General features: G+C 58.7%; 15 protein-coding genes and 1 tRNA gene. 5 read left to right on the forward strand and 11 right to left on the reverse strand.

Annotated features, from left to right (window positions below):
* Nucleotides 1-115: 115 nt before the first annotated feature.
* The gene (locus EI77_RS18380; protein ID WP_208300407.1) at nt 116-3,622 is read left to right on the forward strand and encodes a serine/threonine-protein kinase; all 3,507 of its coding nucleotides are present in this window, start codon (nt 116-118) and stop codon (nt 3,620-3,622) included.
* Between the two features lie 24 nt (nt 3,623-3,646).
* Here EI77_RS18380 and EI77_RS18385 read toward each other — a convergent pair whose 3' ends face one another.
* The 6 genes from EI77_RS18385 to EI77_RS18410 form a co-directional block, all read right to left on the reverse strand.
* Entirely contained in the window at nt 3,647-4,924 is a 1,278-nt protein-coding gene (locus EI77_RS18385) for a PQQ-like beta-propeller repeat protein (RefSeq protein ID WP_133796771.1), read from the reverse strand.
* Between the two features lie 89 nt (nt 4,925-5,013).
* A complete protein-coding gene (locus EI77_RS18390) occupies nt 5,014-6,003 on the reverse strand; it encodes a type II secretion system F family protein (RefSeq protein WP_166647353.1) in 990 nt (329 codons plus the stop codon).
* A 43-nt stretch (nt 6,004-6,046) separates the two neighbouring features.
* Nucleotides 6,047-7,237, reverse strand: a complete 1,191-nt coding sequence (locus tag EI77_RS18395; protein WP_133796773.1) for a glycosyltransferase family 4 protein — start codon at nt 7,235-7,237, stop codon at nt 6,047-6,049.
* A 78-nt stretch (nt 7,238-7,315) separates the two neighbouring features.
* Entirely contained in the window at nt 7,316-7,903 is a 588-nt protein-coding gene (locus tag EI77_RS18400; protein WP_133796774.1) for a hypothetical protein, read from the reverse strand.
* Complete coding sequence (locus EI77_RS18405) at nt 7,896-8,405, reverse strand: RNA polymerase sigma factor (protein WP_133796775.1); 510 nt, start codon at nt 8,403-8,405, stop codon at nt 7,896-7,898. The genes EI77_RS18400 and EI77_RS18405 overlap by 8 nt, the downstream gene beginning before the upstream one ends.
* Nucleotides 8,406-8,664: 259 nt before the next feature.
* Nucleotides 8,665-8,853 (reverse strand): hypothetical protein, encoded by a 189-nt coding sequence (locus tag EI77_RS18410; RefSeq protein WP_133796776.1) that lies wholly within the window; start codon nt 8,851-8,853, stop codon nt 8,665-8,667.
* Between the two features lie 185 nt (nt 8,854-9,038).
* Here EI77_RS18410 and EI77_RS18415 point away from each other — a divergent pair, with 185 nt between their 5' ends.
* Nucleotides 9,039-10,370: a sulfatase-like hydrolase/transferase gene (locus EI77_RS18415; RefSeq protein WP_208300408.1), complete on the forward strand. Its 1,332-nt coding sequence runs from the start codon at nt 9,039-9,041 to the stop codon at nt 10,368-10,370.
* Nucleotides 10,371-10,388: 18 nt separating this feature from the next.
* On the opposite strand, the gene EI77_RS24015 is transcribed toward EI77_RS18415, so the two are convergent.
* Together EI77_RS24015 and EI77_RS18425 are read right to left on the reverse strand one after the other, a co-directional pair.
* Nucleotides 10,389-11,948 (reverse strand): glycerol-3-phosphate dehydrogenase/oxidase, encoded by a 1,560-nt coding sequence (locus EI77_RS24015; protein ID WP_133796777.1) that lies wholly within the window; start codon nt 11,946-11,948, stop codon nt 10,389-10,391.
* A 49-nt stretch (nt 11,949-11,997) separates the two neighbouring features.
* The gene (locus EI77_RS18425; RefSeq protein ID WP_166647354.1) at nt 11,998-14,496 is read right to left on the reverse strand and encodes a glycosyltransferase; all 2,499 of its coding nucleotides are present in this window, start codon (nt 14,494-14,496) and stop codon (nt 11,998-12,000) included.
* Nucleotides 14,497-14,676: 180 nt separating this feature from the next.
* On the opposite strand from EI77_RS18425, the gene EI77_RS18430 reads away from it, so the two are divergent.
* Nucleotides 14,677-14,751 (forward strand) — tRNA-Val (locus tag EI77_RS18430).
* 129 nt (nt 14,752-14,880) lie between these two features.
* Here the strand turns inward: EI77_RS18430 and EI77_RS18435 are convergent.
* The 3 genes from EI77_RS18435 to EI77_RS18445 all read right to left on the reverse strand — a co-directional run bounded on the left by EI77_RS18435 (nt 14,881) and on the right by EI77_RS18445 (nt 17,524).
* On the reverse strand, nt 14,881-15,312 hold the full coding sequence (locus EI77_RS18435) for a DUF6714 family protein (RefSeq protein ID WP_133796779.1): 432 nt from the start codon (nt 15,310-15,312) through the stop codon (nt 14,881-14,883).
* A 71-nt stretch (nt 15,313-15,383) separates the two neighbouring features.
* On the reverse strand, nt 15,384-16,256 hold the full coding sequence (locus EI77_RS18440) for a right-handed parallel beta-helix repeat-containing protein (RefSeq protein WP_133796780.1): 873 nt from the start codon (nt 16,254-16,256) through the stop codon (nt 15,384-15,386).
* A 29-nt stretch (nt 16,257-16,285) separates the two neighbouring features.
* Nucleotides 16,286-17,524, reverse strand: coding sequence for a sialidase family protein (locus EI77_RS18445; RefSeq protein WP_133796781.1), 1,239 nt, complete (start codon nt 17,522-17,524; stop codon nt 16,286-16,288).
* Between the two features lie 34 nt (nt 17,525-17,558).
* Between EI77_RS18445 and EI77_RS18450 the strand changes: the two genes are divergently transcribed.
* Complete coding sequence (locus EI77_RS18450) at nt 17,559-18,452, forward strand: ParA family protein (RefSeq protein WP_133796782.1); 894 nt, start codon at nt 17,559-17,561, stop codon at nt 18,450-18,452.
* Nucleotides 18,433-19,200 carry a hypothetical protein gene (locus EI77_RS18455; protein ID WP_133796783.1) on the forward strand — a complete coding sequence of 256 codons (768 nt, stop codon included), beginning with the start codon at nt 18,433-18,435 and terminating at the stop codon, nt 19,198-19,200. Before EI77_RS18450 ends, EI77_RS18455 begins: the two co-directional genes overlap by 20 nt.
* The last annotated feature ends 79 nt before the right edge of the window (nt 19,201-19,279 follow it).

Consider the following 19,279-nt stretch of genomic DNA (forward strand, 5'->3'; position numbering starts at 1 on the left):
CATGTGGATACCGGATTGGTGCACCATAGATACAGTTTTTCTGCTAAGTAATGGAGAATCCCTCCGTCCTTTTTACAGAATGCCATCGGAATTGCCCCCCCCAGACGATACAGGCGTGCCCTCATTTCAGTCTATCGTAGAGATGGATCTGGGTGGGCCGCTGCGGCCTGCGGTGGAGTGGCAGGGTACGGAGATGATCCCGAAGGAAGTTTTGATGCTGCTGCTGCCGCAGTATGAGGGGTGGGAATTCCTGGGGGCCGGGGGGATGGGGGTGGTTTATAAAGCGTGGCACCGGGAGCTGCACCGGTGGGCGGCGGTCAAATTCCTGGCTCCGCGCCAGTGCCGGGATTCGCGGGCGCTGGCGCGGTTTCAAAACGAGGCGTCCCTGCTGGCGCAACTGCGGCATCCGAACATCGTGCCGGTACATGACTTTGGCAGCGAGGGGGACGTGGCCTGGCTAGTGATGGACTTTGTGGATGGGGTGCCGCTGGTACAATGGACGGAGGAGAAATCCCGAAAGCCGACCGAGATGGCGCAGATGGTGGCAAAAATCGCCCGGGCGGTGGGGGTGGCGCATGCTTCCGGCATCACCCACCGTGACTTGAAGCCCGGAAACATCTTGGTCATCGGGGAGGAGCCGGTGCTGCTGGACTTTGGGCTGGCACAAAACATGGCCTGGCAGCAGGACATCCGGCTGACCCAAAAGGGGGAGCTGGCGGGCACCGTGGCCTATCTGGCCCCGGAGCAGGTGCAGCCCAGCCTGGGGGAACCAGCCCCGGCGACGGATGTGCATGCCTGTGGGGTGATGCTGTATGAGATGCTGGCGAGGAAGCTGCCGCGCAGCGGGCTGGCCTCCGAGATCATCGCGCGGCTGCATGAAGACGACCAGCCGCCCCGGCTGCGGGCTGCGGTGCCCAGCGTCCGCAAGGAGCTGGATGCCATCTGCTGGCGGGCCATGCAAAAGAGCCCGGAGGACCGGTATGCGAACGGGATCTCCCTGGCGGAGGATTTGGAGAGATTCTGTGATGGACGCCCTGTGCGGGCGAAGAATCCTGACCTCCTGGATCTGGCCTACCTTTATGTGCGGCGCAATCCATGGGCGATGGTGGCAGGCGGGGTGGCGGTGATGGCGCTGGTGATGTTTGCGTGGTCGGCAAGCCGCCTGCACTGGAGCCAGGAGAAGGCAGCGCTGCTATCCCAGATCAACCGGCATTTGTCTGAATCCGACTGGACGCCGGAGCGTCTCATGGCCGCGGAGGAGCTGCTGAAAAAGATGCGTGGGCTGGATGGTGTGCTGGAAAAATACCTGGAGGAAGATGTGCAGAAACGCACCCACAGCACGGTGGTGAGCCAACTGGAAGCGCCCCGGCTTTCCGAAGAACAATCCGCCCAGGTGGGGAAACTTTTGCAGTCCCTGGTGGCCAAGAAGCATCCTGAAAGTGCTGCCTTGCTGAAGCGGTGGCACGCGCGGGAGGCAGCGTGGCAGACCGTGGCCAGCCTGAGCAGCCCCATCAGCCAGGAGGCGGGGGAAGTCATCTTCCGACCCGGAACCTGGGAGGCCAGGAAGGGGGGACTGTGCGCTGTACCAACGGTAGCAGAGCAGACGTGGAACTCCCTGATCAGCGTGGTGGAACTGAATGGATCTGTGGAATTGGAGGTCGAATTTGGCGCGGTGTGGCAGGAGGCGAAGGCACTGGGAGTCGTGCTGAAGATTCCGCTTTTAAAAGACATTCGTTTTCAGGTGTTTCAGTGGGACCGCTTCGCGCAGCACCAGCCGGACTATGAAAATCCTGAAAAGGCTCCAGTGATAGCCATCCTGGCAGACAAGACGGCGCTGGTGTATGCCAAACTGCCACGCGATGTGCGCAAGAGCGGGCAGCTAGTGCTGCGCTGCCGATATGAAAACGGGGACCTGACCCTGTCCGCCAACGGCATGGAGCCGCTGCATTACACACGCATCTTTGAGCTGGCGAGGCCCCTGGCGGATACCTACTTCAGCGTGCTGCTGCCGGTGGAGTCCAGCCTGGTGCGCCTGGAGCTGAGGCAGCGGGAGGCGAGCTCCCCGGCGTCCCCACTGACGAAAGCGGATGACCTGGTGAGCATCGGTAAAGCCCAGGAGGCCATGGCCATCTATGAGAAGTATCTGAACCGGGCGGATGTGAAAACTGAGTGCCTGTACAAATATGCAGCCTGCCTGGAGGCCCTGCAAAAGACGGGGGAGGCAACCCAAAGATGGGAACAGGTGGCCCGGAGCGATGATGAGCCGTGGTGCAGCCTGGCGATGTTCCAGCTCTGGCGAAGCCACCTGGCGCAGGGGGAGATGGAAAGAGCGGATGCGTGGTTTGACCTGCTGATGGCAAGCAACCCGCCGGAAATCGTCCGCACGGGCATCCCGACCGGTGACCGGCTGATGCTGAACCAACACTACCTGCCGGTGACCCGGAGCATGAACTGCCTGAAGGTGCAGCCGGATGACCTGAGCGAGCTGGACCGGGCCGTGCGGGTGCAGCAATTCCTGGGGGCAGATGACCGGCAACTGGCGGCACGCACGGCGATGGCCTTTCACTTTGCAGGCCAGAATGAGCGTGCCCGCCAGCTGTACCGGCAGGCGGTCACAAGGGTGCGGCCCTCCCCCTCCCTGCCTGGAGATGAGGCACACATGACGCTGCTGTGCCTGGACCAATGGGCGGCGCTGGGCGGGGCGGATGGCGATGCAGTACTGCAGGCGACGGTGACCTCCTGGCAGCATGCGCTGAAAGGTAGCGCACTGCCTGCGCGGGCGATCCCCTGCCTGGAGGATCTGCGTCATGAATTACGCCAGGAGCCTGGTTTCAAGAGGGTCCACCGGGAAGCGATTCAGGACCTAACGGAAGATCCGAAAGTGATGCTGCGGCATCGGGTGGAGGCATGGTTGATCGCTGGCCTGGGGGAAAAATCTGAGGCGGCAAAGCGGCAAGCCTGGAAAAAAGCTGTCGAAGTACTGGCAGGGAGGGAGGGCCAGCCGGATCACACACAGCAGAGGCTGCATTCTGAATTTGTGGCCCGGAGCCTGGACCAGAGCTGGACGGCACAGCAGGCGACGGAGTGGATGACGACTTTATTTGGCAAGGCGAGGCCGCTGGTCAGCCAGGAAAAGTGGGTGGGGCCACTGGTGCAGGCGCTGGTGGGTCATTCCCTGGCGAAGACGCTAAACCAGACGCTGCAGGATGAGCGGGGCCAGCGCTTCGCCCATGATTACATCCTGCGGACACGGCCTGCCCGTGATCTGGCTTATGAGGGCATGGAGCTGGTGTGGGTCACACTCTTCAGCGATGGCACGGGGTGGCCGACGGATCATCCTCAGGTGCAGGAAAGCGCGGCGCAGATCGTCCGGGCTTTCTGTGCGAGGGAGATCACGGAGATCGCGCTGATGCAATTCTTCAGCCTCTGGAACGGTGTGAAGAACCAGGCGACCTGGGAGATCATGTCCGAGAAGTGGAGTCCCGAGCTGCGTGATCCGGTGGCTGCGCTGCTGCACAGGCGGTACGGAGTGCTGGGACAGGCGGATGTGGCGGCCGAATTTCTACCAGGGGCCGGGGCCAAAGAAAAACCCGCGCCGGAGACGACGCGGGTTTCCCCCTGACGGATACAGTTGTGTCTCGCGGGTTTATTTGAATTCCACGCAGACGCCTTCTTCGGTGCTGCGGGCGAAGAGGCGGTCATAAGCGAGGACGGGGTAGCTCCAGACCTTGCCATCCAGCACGTCGTCGCGCTTCAGCTCGACATACTTTTCAGGATTGGCCTCAATGATGACCACCTCGCCTTTATCGCTGAGGGCGATGAGCTTGTCCCCTGCCAGGATGACCTGGCCAGGGCCGAAGCCTTCTTTCTTCCAGACATCCTTGCCTGTTTTGATATCCACGCAGGCGACGGGCCCTGCGCCGTATTCCTTGAAGCTGAACATGCCGTAGAGATAGCCGTCCTTCACCACCGGGGTGCTCCAGTGATTGAAGCACTCGTTTTCCCGCCGCCAGAGAGGCTCTGCACTGAGGCCGTTGCCGCTCTTGCTGATTTTGAAGGCACCACCGCCGACGCCATAACCGGCGGAGCAGTAAACGATGTCTTCATAAACGACCGGGCTGGCTGCGGTGGAGACCTTGAAGGGATAATCGGCACGCCAGAGGACCTTGCCGTCCGCTGGGGTGATGCCGACAAGGCCGACCTGGGTGAAGAAAATGGCCTGGTGAACGCCGTGGATGTCAGCGATGACGGGGGTGGCGTGGGTCATTTTATCGTTCTCACCCTTCCAGACGATTTTTCCGGTGTCCTTGTTCAGGCCCAGCAGGGCCTGGCCTTCGCCGCCGCCGCAAAGCATGAGGACATCGCCATCAATGACCGGGGATGCGGCGTTCTGCCACTTGATCTGCACGCCGGCGTTTTCTTTCATCACGTCGTGGCTCCACACGGGCTTGCCAGTGGAGGCTTCAAAACAAAAGACGCCGAGGTTAGCATCAATGGCATACACTTTGTCGCCATTCACCACTGGGGTGGAGCGGGGGCCGTCGCCGCCTTTGTTATCAGGAGTGCCGGCATCACCGCCGCCATCATATTTGCCAATGACGGTGAGGGGCTTGCTCCAGACTTCCTTGCCAGTGCGGACATCCATGGCCACGAGCATTTCACCCGTGTTGCCTTCGGTTTCACCGGTGACGATGGTGAAGGCCTTGCCGCCTGCGACGGCGAAAGAGCTGAAGCCGGAGGGCGTCTCCGTCTTCCATAAGGTCTTCATGCTGGTGCCTTTCCAGTCGGAAATTTTCGTGGCGGCGACGGTGCCGTCTTTGTTAGGCCCGCGGAAGCTGCCCCACTCGGCAGGAGTGGTTTCGGCGGAAAAACAGGCTGCGGTGAGGAGCGAGCCACTGATGAAGGTAAGGGCGGGGCGGTTCATAAGATAAAAAGGCAGGGCCGTGTGAAACGGGCACTTGAGGGAGAGTCTTGCGAAAGCCGGAGCGGACGGCAAGCAAAGACGTGTGAAATTCATAGCTGATCCATGTGCTGAAGGATGCCGCTGTAATATCCCTGGACCATGGAGATGATGCGATAGACGACAAAAACCACGACGAGGGCATAGCCCATTTTGGGCAGCCAGACGGAGGCTTTTTCCATGGCTTCGGAGGCACTGACGGTCTCCGCAGCCATCCAGCGTGCCATTTCATCATCCAGCTTTCCCACTTCTTCGGCAGTGGCCAGAGCATTGACGAAGGTGCGATCAAAGTCACCGGTTTCCGCCAGGGAGAGGGAGAGTTTTCCCCCCTGCTCCACAAGGCTGGCCGCACGGAGGGCACCTGCACGGAGGCGTCCTGATTGAGAAGCATCACCTGCTAGGCGACAGACCTCTGATATGCGCAAGGCAGCCAGAAGGCCAGCATGAAAAACCTGGCAAAAACGGGCGAGCGCCCAATGCCGACGTGCTGGGCCGATCCAGGGCACGCGGCCTAACCAAAGATCCACCGTGGGGGAAGTGAGCGCCTTTTCCGCAAGCCAACGCCACAGGAAATAAACAGCAGCCAGAGCCACCCACAAAACCCCGAATGCGAGAAGCACACGGGGAAGGAAACCGGGGCCTTCTGTAGCCACAATGGCAGAGGGTATCTCCGGCAATAGGATGGCCAGATGCAGAAGGATGAGCGGGTAAATCATGGCTCCGCGCATCTGCCGCACAGCAGAATCCACCGAGGCAAAATAGCGGGCGAGATGATTAAAGGCGTCGCTGAGGTGACCGCTGCGCTCACCGGATTCAATCAACGCCAGCTCCAGACCGATGACGAGCTTGTGGTTATGCATGCGAACCGATTCCGCCAGGCTGAGACCTTCAGAGAGACCGCGCTGCATCCCCTCCAGATAACTGCGCCGTGAGGGGGATATTTTCTGCGATAGCAACAGGGTGAGAGATCGGTCCAGGTGGAAGTCCGCCTGCGTCAGCTTGGCCAGTTCACGATAGAGAGCTGTCTTTTCCGCAGGTTTCATGGGCATATCATCCTGAATGGCGGGTGAAGAAGCGAGGGCAAAATCAGGAGGGATTCATGGCCCGCGCATAGGTGCGATGCAGCTCGATGACGCTGCGCTCCCAGCTCAGGCCAGTGCGCAGGCGCTCCTGGCCGATGCGCCCCATCTCCTGACGTCGAGGCTCATCGTCCAGTAGCTCCAGGATGGCATCGCCGAGCATGGCCGCAGAATTTTCCATCACATACAGAGCCGCATCACCTGCGGAAAAACGCCCCTCCCGTGTGCCGAACATGACCTGCGGTTTCGCAAAGGCCATGTATTCGAGCGTTTTGTTCATCGTGCAATGATCGTTGTATTCATTGATCGGATCACAGGCCACACCCACGTCCATGGTCTTGAGGGCAGTGAATAAAAACTCATTGCTGACCCGGCCCGGCATGGCGATGCAGTCCTGAAGACCGAGCGCATCCCGCTGACGAAGCAGTTCCGCATGCTCTGGACCGCTGCCCATGAGGATAAACTGGACATCATGCCGCTGCCGCTCAGTGACGATGTGGCGGGCGGCTTCGATGAGGTAGCTGACGCCATCGGCATTGCCCATGACGCCAATGTAGCCCACCAGGAAACGACGGCCGTTTTTCAGCTTTGGATCGGCGGGCAGGCTGGTATTCAGGGCGTTCGGCGCGGTGCGCACGATGAAGACTTCGTCATCCCTTTTGTGTCCGCGTTTTTTTACTGCGGCCAGGACGCTCTGATTGGTGGCCATCACTGCATCGGCCAGGGCCAGGGTGCATCTTTCCGCCAAGCGCACGGCCCAGTAGAGCAGGCCACGTCGGCCAAACTTGGCCTCAAACATTTCCGGCCACAGATCATGCACGTCATAGACCACTTTTACTCCCGCCAGAAGTTTGAAGGGAAAAGCCACCAGGAAGAGCAGGTCCGGCGGGTTGCAAAGGTGGATCACATCGAAACCGCCACGCCGCCACGCCTTGAGGGCACAGACAAACTCTCCCCAAATAGCCGTTGTATACTCCATGAAAAAACCGCGCATGCCGCGCGCTTCATCACTGATCCAATGCCGGTAGATTTGGATCCCGTCCAGCACCTCCTCCGCCTGGGTATAGCCGCGCATCTGCGGGCAGATGACGGTGACCGCATGGCCTGCATCACGGAGTGCACAGGCCTCCTGCCAGACTCGCCGGTCCAGCGGCACGGGCAGGTTTTCGACAATGATGAGGATGCGCAGTCGGGACATCACAAGAGACTTGTCCCGTCTGGCTATTTCGCAAGCTATTGTCCTTCGTTCTTACCTCCCTTGGAAGGTCTTATGTGCTTAGCGAGTTTCTTCGAGCAGTTTCTGCAATTCATCCCGGCGCGGCTCCAGGTCTTTTTTCACTGCGTATTGATTCAGCTTCCAGATCCCATAACTTAACAGAAGATTGAAGACGAGAGTTCGAATGCCGCCAGACAGACTGCCATTGCCTCTGATCATATGATACAGGTCCGGGACCATCAGCGCACCGAGCAATGGGCCGATGTACCACCAGTGCACATTGCGCAGCAGCCAAATCTGATGCTCCACTTCAGACACGGCCAGACCGAGGGCATCCACGACCGATTGACCGGGTGCAGCAGCGGTCTTGCGATGCCGCAGCCGGTCAATCACCAAGAATCCCGCGATGAAGACAAGTGCCACGACAATGAGGTGGTGTTCCCACATGCTGCCGTTGTGCGCTCCGCGCAGGAGAAAGAACGGGATCAGCAAGATCGCGAGGCCCACCTCCCGAAAGTCACGCCAGAGGATCGTCCGTTGGAACTTCCGATGCTTCTCCCGCACTGTTGCTGAGAGTACACTCCCGTCCGCACCTGTTTCTGGGACGGGCTGGGTTTGCCAGAGATGTTTAAGTTCGTCTTCAGTCATGGGATGTTCCTTTCATGAGCTCTGCCAAGCGCATCCGTGCGCGGGTGAGTTTGGTGCCAATGTTGACTTCCGAGAGGCCCATCACTGCTGCCATCTCCCGGTAGCTGGCTCCCTCCAGATGCATCATGATTAGCGCGGTTTCAGATGGCGGCAGTTGCCGGATGGCTGCGTAAAGTTCATCGATCTGCGTTTCATCCGGAGTGACTGGCGCGGGGATGCTGTCAAAATCCACAGTTTCCGTGTGACGTACACGTCTGGTCTTGGCCGCCCGGCTCCAGGCCATCGCAGTATTGAAAGCCACCCGATAGACCCAGGTGGAATCTGCACAGCCTCCGCTGAAGCGAGCCGCAGAATGCCAGAGCTGCACAAGGACGTCTTGAAAAAGCTCCTCCTCATCCTGCCGGGAATTGGTAAATCCCCGGACTACTTTGAAAAGCAATGGCCTGTATCTTTCGAGCCAATCGCGAAAGCGCGTTTCAGAATCTGGTGCAGAAGGTGGCATGAAGGTCTGCTCCAATAGTGACCGAATGCCGTGAAACCTTACGCCCTGATGAAATATTTATTTATCATCCACCTGGTGCTACGCCAGGCATGGGAGCACCCTCCAAAAAACAGGGGATTTAGCAAGTAACATCACCTCGCCCTAACAAATGATATAACCTTGTTTATGCCGCATGACAAAAAGCGCACAATTGGGCGCGTCTTTGAACCTGTAGCTCTTTGCCCTCTCAATCAATGAGAGGGGGATGATTCTGCAGAGCTTATCCCTCCAGGATGGAAGCAGATACGCGGGCGATGATGTGGCCCTGAGGGTCACGAACGATCACTTTACCATGCTCGACCACCGGAGAATCCCCCATCGCCTGCACATAATCGGTCGCTAAGTCCTTGCTGCAGCCCAGCACCTGGCAGAGGCGGGTCACGCGGGAATTGAATTCGGATTCGGTCATATCCAGCATCTAACCGCATTCTAAATCAGACGCTAGGCAAAATGAAGGAGAGTCTTTAGCCTACTACTTCCATGAGAGGGCTGCTTGTGCGCGAAATAGAGGGCTTTTTGCATCGTTACCCAGGCATGCGCTGCTTCCTGCTTTTCTTGACCTTTTGCTGCACCTCTATTGCAGCCCGGCCAAACGTGATTTTCATCATCAGCGATGATCAGGGGTATCCGGACTTGGGCTGCATCGGCACAAAGCCGGTGCTGACGCCTAATCTGGACAAACTGGCAGCCGAAGGGGTGCGGGGTGCGAGTTTTTATGTGACGTGGCCTGCCTGCACCCCCTCTCGTGGAAGCGTACTGACGGGGCGGTATCCCCAGCGCAACGGGCTCTATGACATGGTGCGCAATGACTTGGTGAATTATGGCTATGTGTATAACGCTGAAGAGTATGCCACCTCCCCCGAAATGACGCTGGGTCTGGACCCCAAGGAGGTGACGCTGGGAGACATGCTAAAAAAGGCAGGCTATGCCACTGGCTGTGTGGGCAAGTGGGACATGGGCCAGGCAAAACGGTACCTGCCGCTGCAACGCGGGTTTGATTTCTTCTATGGCCACGGCAACAACGGCATCGACTACTACACGCACGAGCGCTACGGCGTGCCCTCGCTGTTTCGCGGGAATGTGCGGACGGAAGAGGATAAGGGCAGCTACGTGACGGATATCTTCCGCCGGGAGGCGCTTTATTTTGTGAATGAGAACCTGGGACAAAAACCCTTTTTCCTTTATCTGGCCTTCAATGCCCCGCATGCAGCATCCTCCTTTTCCGAAGGTACAGTCGCTGGAAAAAAGCGCAGCGGTGGTCCAGGTGTGCAGGTGCCGGAGAAGTATGCCGCCCTGTATCAAGACAAGGTGAAGGATGAAAAACTGGCCCGGTATTATGGAGGCGTGACCTGCATGGATGAGGCCATCGGTGCACTCATGGATACGGTGGAAAAAGCCGGACAAAAGGACAATACGATCTTCATTTTCATGTCCGACAACGGCGGCAGTGGCAATGGCGGCAATGCGCCGCTGAATGGGAGCAAGAGCACGATGTGGGAAGGTGGTCTGCGCGTGCCCTTCATCGCCCGCTGGCCTGGAAAACTGCCTGCCGGAAAGGTGACGGATGAATTCATCACCGCCTTGGAACTGGTGCCAACCCTTCTCGCAGCAACGGAAACGCCCGCCCCAGAAGGTGTGACGCTGGACGGCTTTAACATGCTGCCCATCCTGCGCGGAGAAGCCAGCTCGCCACGCAAAGACATGTTTTGGCAGAGGCGGAGCGACAAGGCCGCCCGCGTGGGCAACTGGAAGTGGCTGGAATCCGCGAAAGGCAAAGGCCTCTACGATCTTAGCACGGACATCGGTGAAAAAACGGATCTCTCCAAAGAGAAACCCGAAGTCCTGAAAATGATGCAGGACCAGTTCGCCGCATGGAGAAAAACAATGGATGAAACGGAGCCTAGAGGACCGTTCCGGGATTATTGAAGCAGCGCTTTTGTCACCTCAGTCGGGGAGCAGGTATCCCTTCGCCAATGTTTGATAAGTAGCGACCTGGGCGGTTTCCCAGGCGGCATCGCGGCCCAGTTCTTGGGCCATCAAACTAGCGACCACAGGAGCGGCCTCCATGCTGGCACGGGCATCCAGCAGCAGCGCGCGGGTGCGGCGGGAAAGCACGTCCTCCACTGTGCGGGCCATCTCATGCCGGACGTGCCAGATGACTTCGGCTTTGAGAAATTCGAGCTTTGGATGCAGGGGTTCACCGAGGCCGGGATCGATTTCGATCAAGGCAAGAATACCTGCGGCGTCGCTGCCATAATAATGCAGGTGGCTGGACCCGGCTGGGGTGGCGATGGCACCGTGCACGGCCAGTTCATGAGTGGAGCAGTGACGGTGCTCCAGGGCACCGATCATCTCGGCATGGTCGATGACATCTTCAGCCATCTTACGATACGTCGTCCACTTCCCGCCGGCCAGGGTGATGAGGCCGGAATCGGAAATGGAGATGAGATGATCCCGTGAAAGGGCGGCAGTGGAGCTGGCATCCGCCTTGATCAAAGGCCGCAGGCCGGCATAGACACTGAGCACATCGGCCCGTGTGGGATCACGCGTCAGATAGCGGCTGACTTGGGTGAAAATGAACTCGATCTCCTCATCCAGGGCACGCGGCTCCAGGGAGGCGCTATCCACCGGAGTATCCGTGGTGCCTACCACCACCCGGCCATGCCAGGGCACGGCGAAGAGAACGCGGCCATCATCCGTTTTCGGGATCATGATGGCCGTATCGCCAGGCAGAAATTCACGCGGCAGCACAAAGTGGATGCCCTGGCTGGGGCTGAGCATGGCCTTGGCTGCCGGATCATCCATGCGGCGCACCTCATCGGCAAAGACCCCCGTGGCATTGATGACCACCCTGGCCCGTATCTCGACCTCCTGGCCGGTTTCCTCATCATGCAATTTTACACCGGAGACATGAGGCCCGTCTTTGACCAGCCCGGCGCAGCGCACGTAGTTCATCACAATGGCCCCGTGCTCCGCAGCCGTTTGTGCCAGATTGATGGCCAGCCGGGAATCATCAAACTGGCCGTCATGGTAAATGATGCCGCCTGTCAGATCCTGCTGCTCAATATTGGGAAGAAGCTCAATGACATCTTCCCGGTTAAGGTAACGCGAAGGCTCCAGGCCCAGCTTGCCCGCCAGACCGTCATAGACTTTCAGGCCGATCCCGTAAAACGGACCTTCCCACCAGTGATAGTTGGGGATCACAAAGGGCAGGCTGTGAACCAGGTGCGGTGCATTCCTGCACATGAGGCCACGCTCACGCAAGGCCTCCAGCACCAGGGAAACGTTACCCTGTTTCAAATAACGCACGCCCCCATGCACCAGCTTGGTACTTCGGCTGGAGGTACCCTTGGCAAAATCCGCCTGCTCTACCAGGAGCACGGAATGACCACGCACCGCGGCATCCACCGCAGCGCCGAGGCCGGAAGCCCCACCTCCAACAATGACGACATCAAAAGGTTCAGACCGGGAGGACAGCTCGGCAAGTGAGGCTAGGCGGTTCATGAGATATACAGGTTAAACGAACGCCGCTCCCTTTGCCGAGAACAAATCCTCATGCAGCGGGCGGTTTCGCATTGGATCCCTTATACAGCGTTAGACCGGCGGCACCCGCTGCGTGCATGACATGCTGTTTCAACGGCTGCCTTTTGAGCAAGCTGGTAATCAGGACCACCTGGGCAACCGCAAGGATCCCCACGATACCCTTGGTCAGGCAGAAGCCTGTCAAGGCAACGAGCAAAACGAGCAGGGTGTAAAACCAAGGGGCGGGCATACGCATCAGCAGCCGCACACGGGTGAGACAGCGCTGCCCGCCATGATACTCCGTGACGGTGGCAATGGCAGGAGACAGGAGACCCTGCGAAGGGGTTTCGAGGTCAAAAAAGCGCCACCCGTCATCCTGACGAACCGCCATCCCGGCTACTTCAAAATGGTGTTTAAATTTGGCCAGCAGCTCCATCCGCCCGATGCCGGACTCACTCCAAAAGGCGACTTCTCCCAGAGGCACGGTGATCTTTCGTGGCCGCCTGGGCTGACGTGGATGGCGAAGAGGAGTGCTGCCTTCTGGGCGGGCTCCCAGCCGGATCATTCCCAGCAGCCGTTCCCACTCCCGGGCTACGGGCTGCCACCAGCATAGGCCTAACAAAAGAAATGATTCACGCAAAGTGAGGGAGAAAGGCGCGAGCGTGAGACAGCGCAAACGGCAGGCGGCGAGGAGCAGCGAAAAACTGACGATGACCGCCGCCGCCATGGGCATCCGCAGCAGCAGTGCCACCGCCAGCAGCATGAGCCACAGCACGCCACCGAGCCAGTCCAGCCAGCAGCGCATCCCCTGACGGTAAATACCCTGGAACAACCCCTGCCCAAAAGGACCATGGAAAATACTGCCCTCCACCAGATGCAGTGCCGCAGCGCGATCCCCATAAATACCACCCAACCAGCGAGCACCCCCCAGACGCCCAAAGCGCTGCGGATGGTCTTTCATCAACAAAGCTTCAGCGCGGCCATAACCCCGCTGCTGCCTGAAATACGCTCTGATGGTGTAACGGCGATGATGCCAGACCATGGCTCCAGGGATGAAGTGCAGTTTCCCACCGGCCTCGCGCAATCTCCAGCACACATCCACATCATCACCCGCCACCCGATACTGAGGGCGGAATCCGCCAATGGCCTCCAGCGCGGTTTTACGGATGGCCAGATTGCACCCAGGCAGGTGCTCTGCCTCGGTGTCTGAGAGCAGCACATGAGCAGGGGAGCCAGGCGCAGCGGCAACGACGGCTTCCGTCCTGTTGCGCGGCGGCGGCGGGATATTCGGGCCGCCTGCAGCGGACCATTGAGGATCGATCAAGCCTGCCGAAAGATAAGAAAGCCAGTCTTCATCCGCGATGCAGTCATCATCCGTATAAGCCAGGATCTCCCCCGTAGCCAAAGTAGCACCCAGATTTCGTGCGACGCTGAGGCCTGCATGCTCCTGTTTCACATAACGTACTGTGGGAAAATCCCGCGCAATAACCGCGATGTCTTGGGTGGAGCCATCGTCGATTAGCAGGACTTCGAAATCTGGATAGCGCAGGCGACCCAAGGAATCCAAGCAAGCACGTAAAGTGGCCGTGCCATTGTAGGTACAGACGATGACGGAAATGCGAGGAGAGGTTGCCAGCACCCCGGTTTGCAAATCCTTATGCAGGCATGCACAGACCTCGCGCTCCTGCCTCTGGGCATCCACCAGCCCAAAGCTCCACTGGGTGACCTCCTCCCCTCCACGGAACCATTCATCCGTGTAGCTGAACCACACCGTCCCTGCGACAGCCGCCTGAGTGCAGGCCTTTTGAAACCAGGCATAGGTTTCCCGCTGCGCCTGCTGTCCATGAGTGGCGACATCCAGCCCAAACTCCGTGATGACGAGGGGTTTGTTACCCGCGAGATTCTGCAATCTTTGCAGGTAGGCTGCGAGGGCCTCTGGTTGTTCCAGATACAGATTCACTGCCAGAAAATCCGCATTGCGCGGGATCAGATATTCAGTGCTGGGATAGGTGGCATAACTGAACAGATGGTGAGGTGCGATGCTGCGCCCGATTTCGATCAGCTCCTCCAAAAAATCCCGTACCTGCGAAGGCCCCATCCAGCGCACGAGTGTTTTTTCGATCTCATTGCCAATGATGAAACAGGCAATGCAGGCCTCCTCTCGAAACTGGCCGACTACCTCCGCCAGACGCTGCCGGATCTGTTTTTTCAAACGGCGGTCGCGCAGGAAATCCACATGGTCTGTCCATGGGATGCCAACGATCAAGCGAAGCCCCAGATTTGTAGCCGCCTGGAGCATCGGCGACGTGGGCAATTCATAAATCCGCAACGCATTAAAACCGAGCCGCCGGATGTGCTCCAGATCCTTCTTTAAAACGGCATCTTCAGGAAAGGGTTCCCCACGTGAATTGGGCCTGAATGGGCCGTAGCTCACCCCCTTCAACAGCCACTTTTCCCGCCCAGCATGCAGCCATTTTCCCCCCGTCGTAAGACGCGGGTAAAGACTGCTGGTTGGAGGGGTTTCAGACATGAACAACGAATCAAGCATGGACGCAGGCCAGGCGAAAGCCATTCGCCAGTGATGCAGACGAGTTTTAACCCCGGAACCACCTCATTGTCTCTGCGCATCGGCTGAAATCTCCTGTCATGCCTGCATAAAAAAACAGTTGCTCACCCGCCAAGGGCGTATTAATGAATCCGTCCGACAAACGCGCAGTTAGCTCAGTGGTAGAGCATCACCTTGACATGGTGGGGGTCACAGGTTCAAATCCTGTACCGCGCACCATCTTCCCGAGACTGAGGAAGATGAGCAAACAACCGAACTCGGTTAAATTATTTTAGAGGAGACCCTTGCCCACGGGTTTGGAATCTAAAAGGCGTTGAACGATGACGGTAAGTCCGGGTCGCGGGTAGCTTAAGATTCGTACTTTTTGCACAGACTCAAAAATTGGTCAATGCAGCGAAGCTGGGATTCCGTCAGCAGGTCAATGTGAGTAGCCTCCGCACAGGCTCCCCAGGCGGCGTCCCAGCCGAAATTGGGGAAGCCGCGAAGGTAGTGGCACATGTAAGCCGGGAGGTAAAAGCGCCACCCTTCGGCATCTGAAAAGAAAAAGTATTCCTGGCAATGCTGCATGCTCTCATCGGTGACGTCCGTCCAGTGTTGCTCGGCGTCTTGGGAAGCGAGTTCAGAGATGCGCTCATCGGACAATTGCCACTCGGCATCGTAGCCTGTGGCCACACTTCGGGTGATTCTGGGGCGCGGGATATCCGCAAAAGCTTTTTCAATTTCCTGGATTAGAGCGGCGGCCTCGGCCCTGGCGGCTTTATCTGGTGATGGCGATGTCACGGGATGATCCCTTCCAATGGATGAGATTGCAGCCATTTCGGGCTGATCAAAGTGATGGCCCCGCCATGATCTCACCGCCGTTCGATGCGGTCCTGTTTAAATTCCGTTTCTTTGCCCAGGGTGAAGTCGGTGGTCTGGTTGTAAATAAGGGTATCGGTAACGGAGTGGGATCTGCCGAAAAACTTGAAGGCGGCCCCGACGTTGTCGTGGACCTGGCAGTTTGTGTAGAGGGTCGTACTGCGGTCCACATCTGCCACCCCGCCGACGGAGGAACCGTTCCAGGCGATCTCGGCACCGTCCACCTGCATCTGCACATCGTCATGGGCGCTGATGCCTTCATCGGCATTGGAGAGCGCGCGGATGTTTTCCAGGCGGATGCCCTTCCAACTGCCGTGGATGTTGAACCCGTCATTGCCGGCGTGCATGGCGGTGATGTTTTTCACGATGATGTGCGAGCAGGCGATGGTGACACCGCTGGTACTTTTTCGTGAGGGCAGAATGATGCTGGCCTGGCCTGGTTTTTTGGAGGCGGGCCAGCGGAAATACAGGGAGCCGTCTTCCAGACAGCCCATCTGGCCGGGTTTAAGCAGGGAAGGCGGATGATAGGCATAGCCTTTTTTGCCTACAGCGCGTCGGGCCCGCTCAGCAACCGGGTCGCGGGCGAGAGTGACAGGAACTTCATCAAGAAACAGGCCGGTGTGCTGGCCTTCGGCAATGAGTTCACCCTCCGTCACGGGACCTGGAGAGGTCCAGATATCGCCATCTTTTTTCCAAGCGCGGTCCGTGATGTCTATGCCGAGGTCAATGACCATTCCTTTGCCGTCAAAGACGAAGGGCTGCTCTGCAGTACCGCCTTTGGACAAGCGCAGCGGCTTGGAGGAAACCTCTCTGGAAAAAAGAGGAACGGTGATGACGAGGCAGAAAAGGAGAGGAAGGAAACGCATGATGGTGTGTGTGATGGGGCACCGATGCGCTATTCCTTCTCAGGCACCAGATTTAGCGCCAGCTTCCTGAAGTTACTCACGCGGTGGAAGGTGGCGTGGTCGGCATCGTGCTGATGAGGAGCGTTGATGGAAGAGCGAGCGATGATGGCGAGGTCGTCCCCATCAATGACGGGGCGGGCGTACATGAAGGACTGGGAGAGCTTGGCGGCTTGGGCAATGCAGCCGGCCTGGAACCAGTTCAGGCCATCGAGACTATAATGAAGCATGAGGAAACGGCGGTCATTGGCGGAGGCTCTGAAGTGGCCTTTTTTGCGCGCGGCTTCCTGGAAACCGGCGATGTCTTGGCTGTCGGTGGCCATGTTCGTCGTGGCCCAGTAGAGCTCGGAAACCTCATCATAAATGACGCAGAATTTGAGATGCCCGCCCGGCATGGCGCTGTACTGGGTGAACTTGAGGTCCAGCTTGGCACCATCATCCGTGGCATCAAAAAGGGCGCAGAGACCGGAGACGGTGGGGCGTCTGACTTTAAGCGCGGCCAGCACCCGGATGCGGCCACCGATCTCTACGACGTTTGGCTCCAGCCACTGGTCCTGCATGGCTTTGAAACGCGGGTCCGAGAGCTCCGCCGGGGCGGGTTTAAATTTCACCACGTCGGAGAGTCGCCAGGCTTTCGGGTCCATGGGATCGCGGGAAAGATCCCCGGCGACGAGGCGCGGGCCGCGTTCTTTGCCATAACTCAGGTCATCAATGGCCCAATAAAGCTTCCGGTCTCGCTGGACCATCGCGGTGTGGCAGTTCCAGAGATTGCCTTTGAAAAGGGTGACGGGTGCGGACCAGCTTTGGCCACCATCACTGCTGCGCAGCAGGAGGAGGTCGGCATTGCGGGCGTTTTTGGGACCGCCTTTGTTGGCAAAAAGATACAGTGTGCCTTTATCCGTCCAGGGCACGGCGGAGTAATAAGGCAGATCGGTGAGGAGTTGCCACGTTTCGCCTTTGTCCGTACTGCGAAGGATGTGGGTCAGGCTCTGCTCCTGGCGTCTTTCCTCGCTCCATTCCTCTCGGGGCACCACCGGCACAACGGCCAGGAGGGAGCCATCGTCTAGACGGACCAGACCGGGGCCTTCGACATAGGCCTCCGGATTTGGATTGTGCCAGACGATGCTAAAATCCTGAGCCAGGGGCTCGGCGGCAGTGCCGATCTGTGGCAGCGCATTCAGCAGCAGCGGCAGGGCGAGGAAACCAAGGCGAAAAAGGACAGGCGCGGGCACGTTTTAAAAACGTCAGCGGCCTCGGTATCTTTGCATGGCTGGCATTTCTTTTAAGGCGATGTGCAAGACGTTAAAAAAAGCGGCTGCAAAATCTCTCTCTCTCGGCTATCTGCGCATTGTGATCGCCATTGCAACGGCCAGCCAAAAAGGCGGTGTGGGTAAAACCACACTGTGCATCAACCTTGCGTATTCCCTCGCCAGGCGCGGGTGGAACACGCTTCTCGTGGATACGGACCCCCAGGGCGGCGTGGGTTTGTCCCTGGCACGGTCCACTAAAGCCAAGCAGGGATTCTATGATTTCCTGATGGGCGAAAAGAATTTTAACAAGCTGGTCCTCTCCACGCGCCTGCCGGAACTGCAAATCCTGCCTTCAGGCCAGTATGATGCCTGTGCGCGGCAGGGCTGGTCCCCCACGGAGGTGCCGGGCCGTCTGGCAGACCTCCTGCGTGCGGCGGAGCTGAAGGGCGTTGATTGCCTGATCATGGACACAGCAGCCGGTTTAAACGGCATGTCTGAATCCGTGGTGAAGGCCTGTGATTTTGTCCTTCTGCCTCAGCAGGCGGAGCCGCTGGCCGTGCGCAGCGTCCCGCACATGCTGGAGACTTTGTCCCGCTTTCGCGCTGAAGGCGCGGGTGTGAAGGTGGCCGGCATCCTCCTGACCATGGTGATGAGTGACAATCCCATCAGCCAAAAAGTGGTCACTGAACTGCGCGCGCTGCTGCCAGCGGACCTCATGTTCGACCAAAATGTGCCCCGCATGCCTTCCTTTCTCGAGGCCAGCGCCATGGGTGTGCCTGTGGCTTTGGTCAAACGGAACCCTCCTCCTGAGGCGCTGATTTTTGATCAGCTCGCCGCAGAAATCGAACAACGCACCGGGCTGCTCCAGGAACGCGAAGCCTCTGACAACCATGCAAGTCTCCTGGATTGACCCTGAAGAGGTCGCTAACCTCGCTGAATCTCTGCGCCCTCCGGTTCGCCCCCAGGCGAGAGGGCCGATGCCTGAGCCTGAACCGGTCGAACCGCTCGTGGTCGATGCCTCAGGGACTGCTGCCGCACCGGTCACTGGAGCTGGAGACAGCAGCATGCCCAACCTGGCAGCCTTCCGCCAGCGCCTCCAAGCCATCCGCGACAAGGCCATTCATGCTGGGCTGCTAACGCCTCAAGCCTCTGACCCGGAACCGAATTCTACGCTTCCTTCCACGCCGGAACCATCGGCTGAAAATGTAGCTCCTGAGGTCATTCAGCCTGCCGTAGCAGAGCCTATTTCAGCTCCTCCGGCGATCCAGCCACCCGCCATCGAAATGGCACCCGGCGCCTCCGTCAAAGAGCGTCTGGATACCTTTGCCGCTTGGGCGATCGAGCTATCGGGCACGGGTGAACTTTTGATCGTGGACGAATATGGCGATCTGCTTTGGGGGCCACCGCGGAAATCCGGCCTGGTTCTTTCCACCATGATGGCCTGGAATGCGGCCATCCGTGCCAGTGCCCAAGCCGCCAGCGGTGCCACACAGGTCCTTCATCAAATCCTGACGACGGGAGATACTCTGACCATCATCCCCTGCCAGACCCGGCTGGGCATGCTGCAACTCGCCTTGGTTAAAAACCGCGCCCTGCAGGATAATGAGTCTGCGCTGCTGCGGACGACCCTCCTGCAAGTGATGGACATCACCGGCTGAAAGCCTCCATCACAAAAGCACACAAGGAGGCAACATCCGTGGTCGCAATGACTCGCTGTTTTCCTGTAGTCTGATGGAC

This window comes from Prosthecobacter fusiformis (assembly GCF_004364345.1).
In the GTDB taxonomy this organism is placed as follows: domain Bacteria; phylum Verrucomicrobiota; class Verrucomicrobiia; order Verrucomicrobiales; family Verrucomicrobiaceae; genus Prosthecobacter; species Prosthecobacter fusiformis.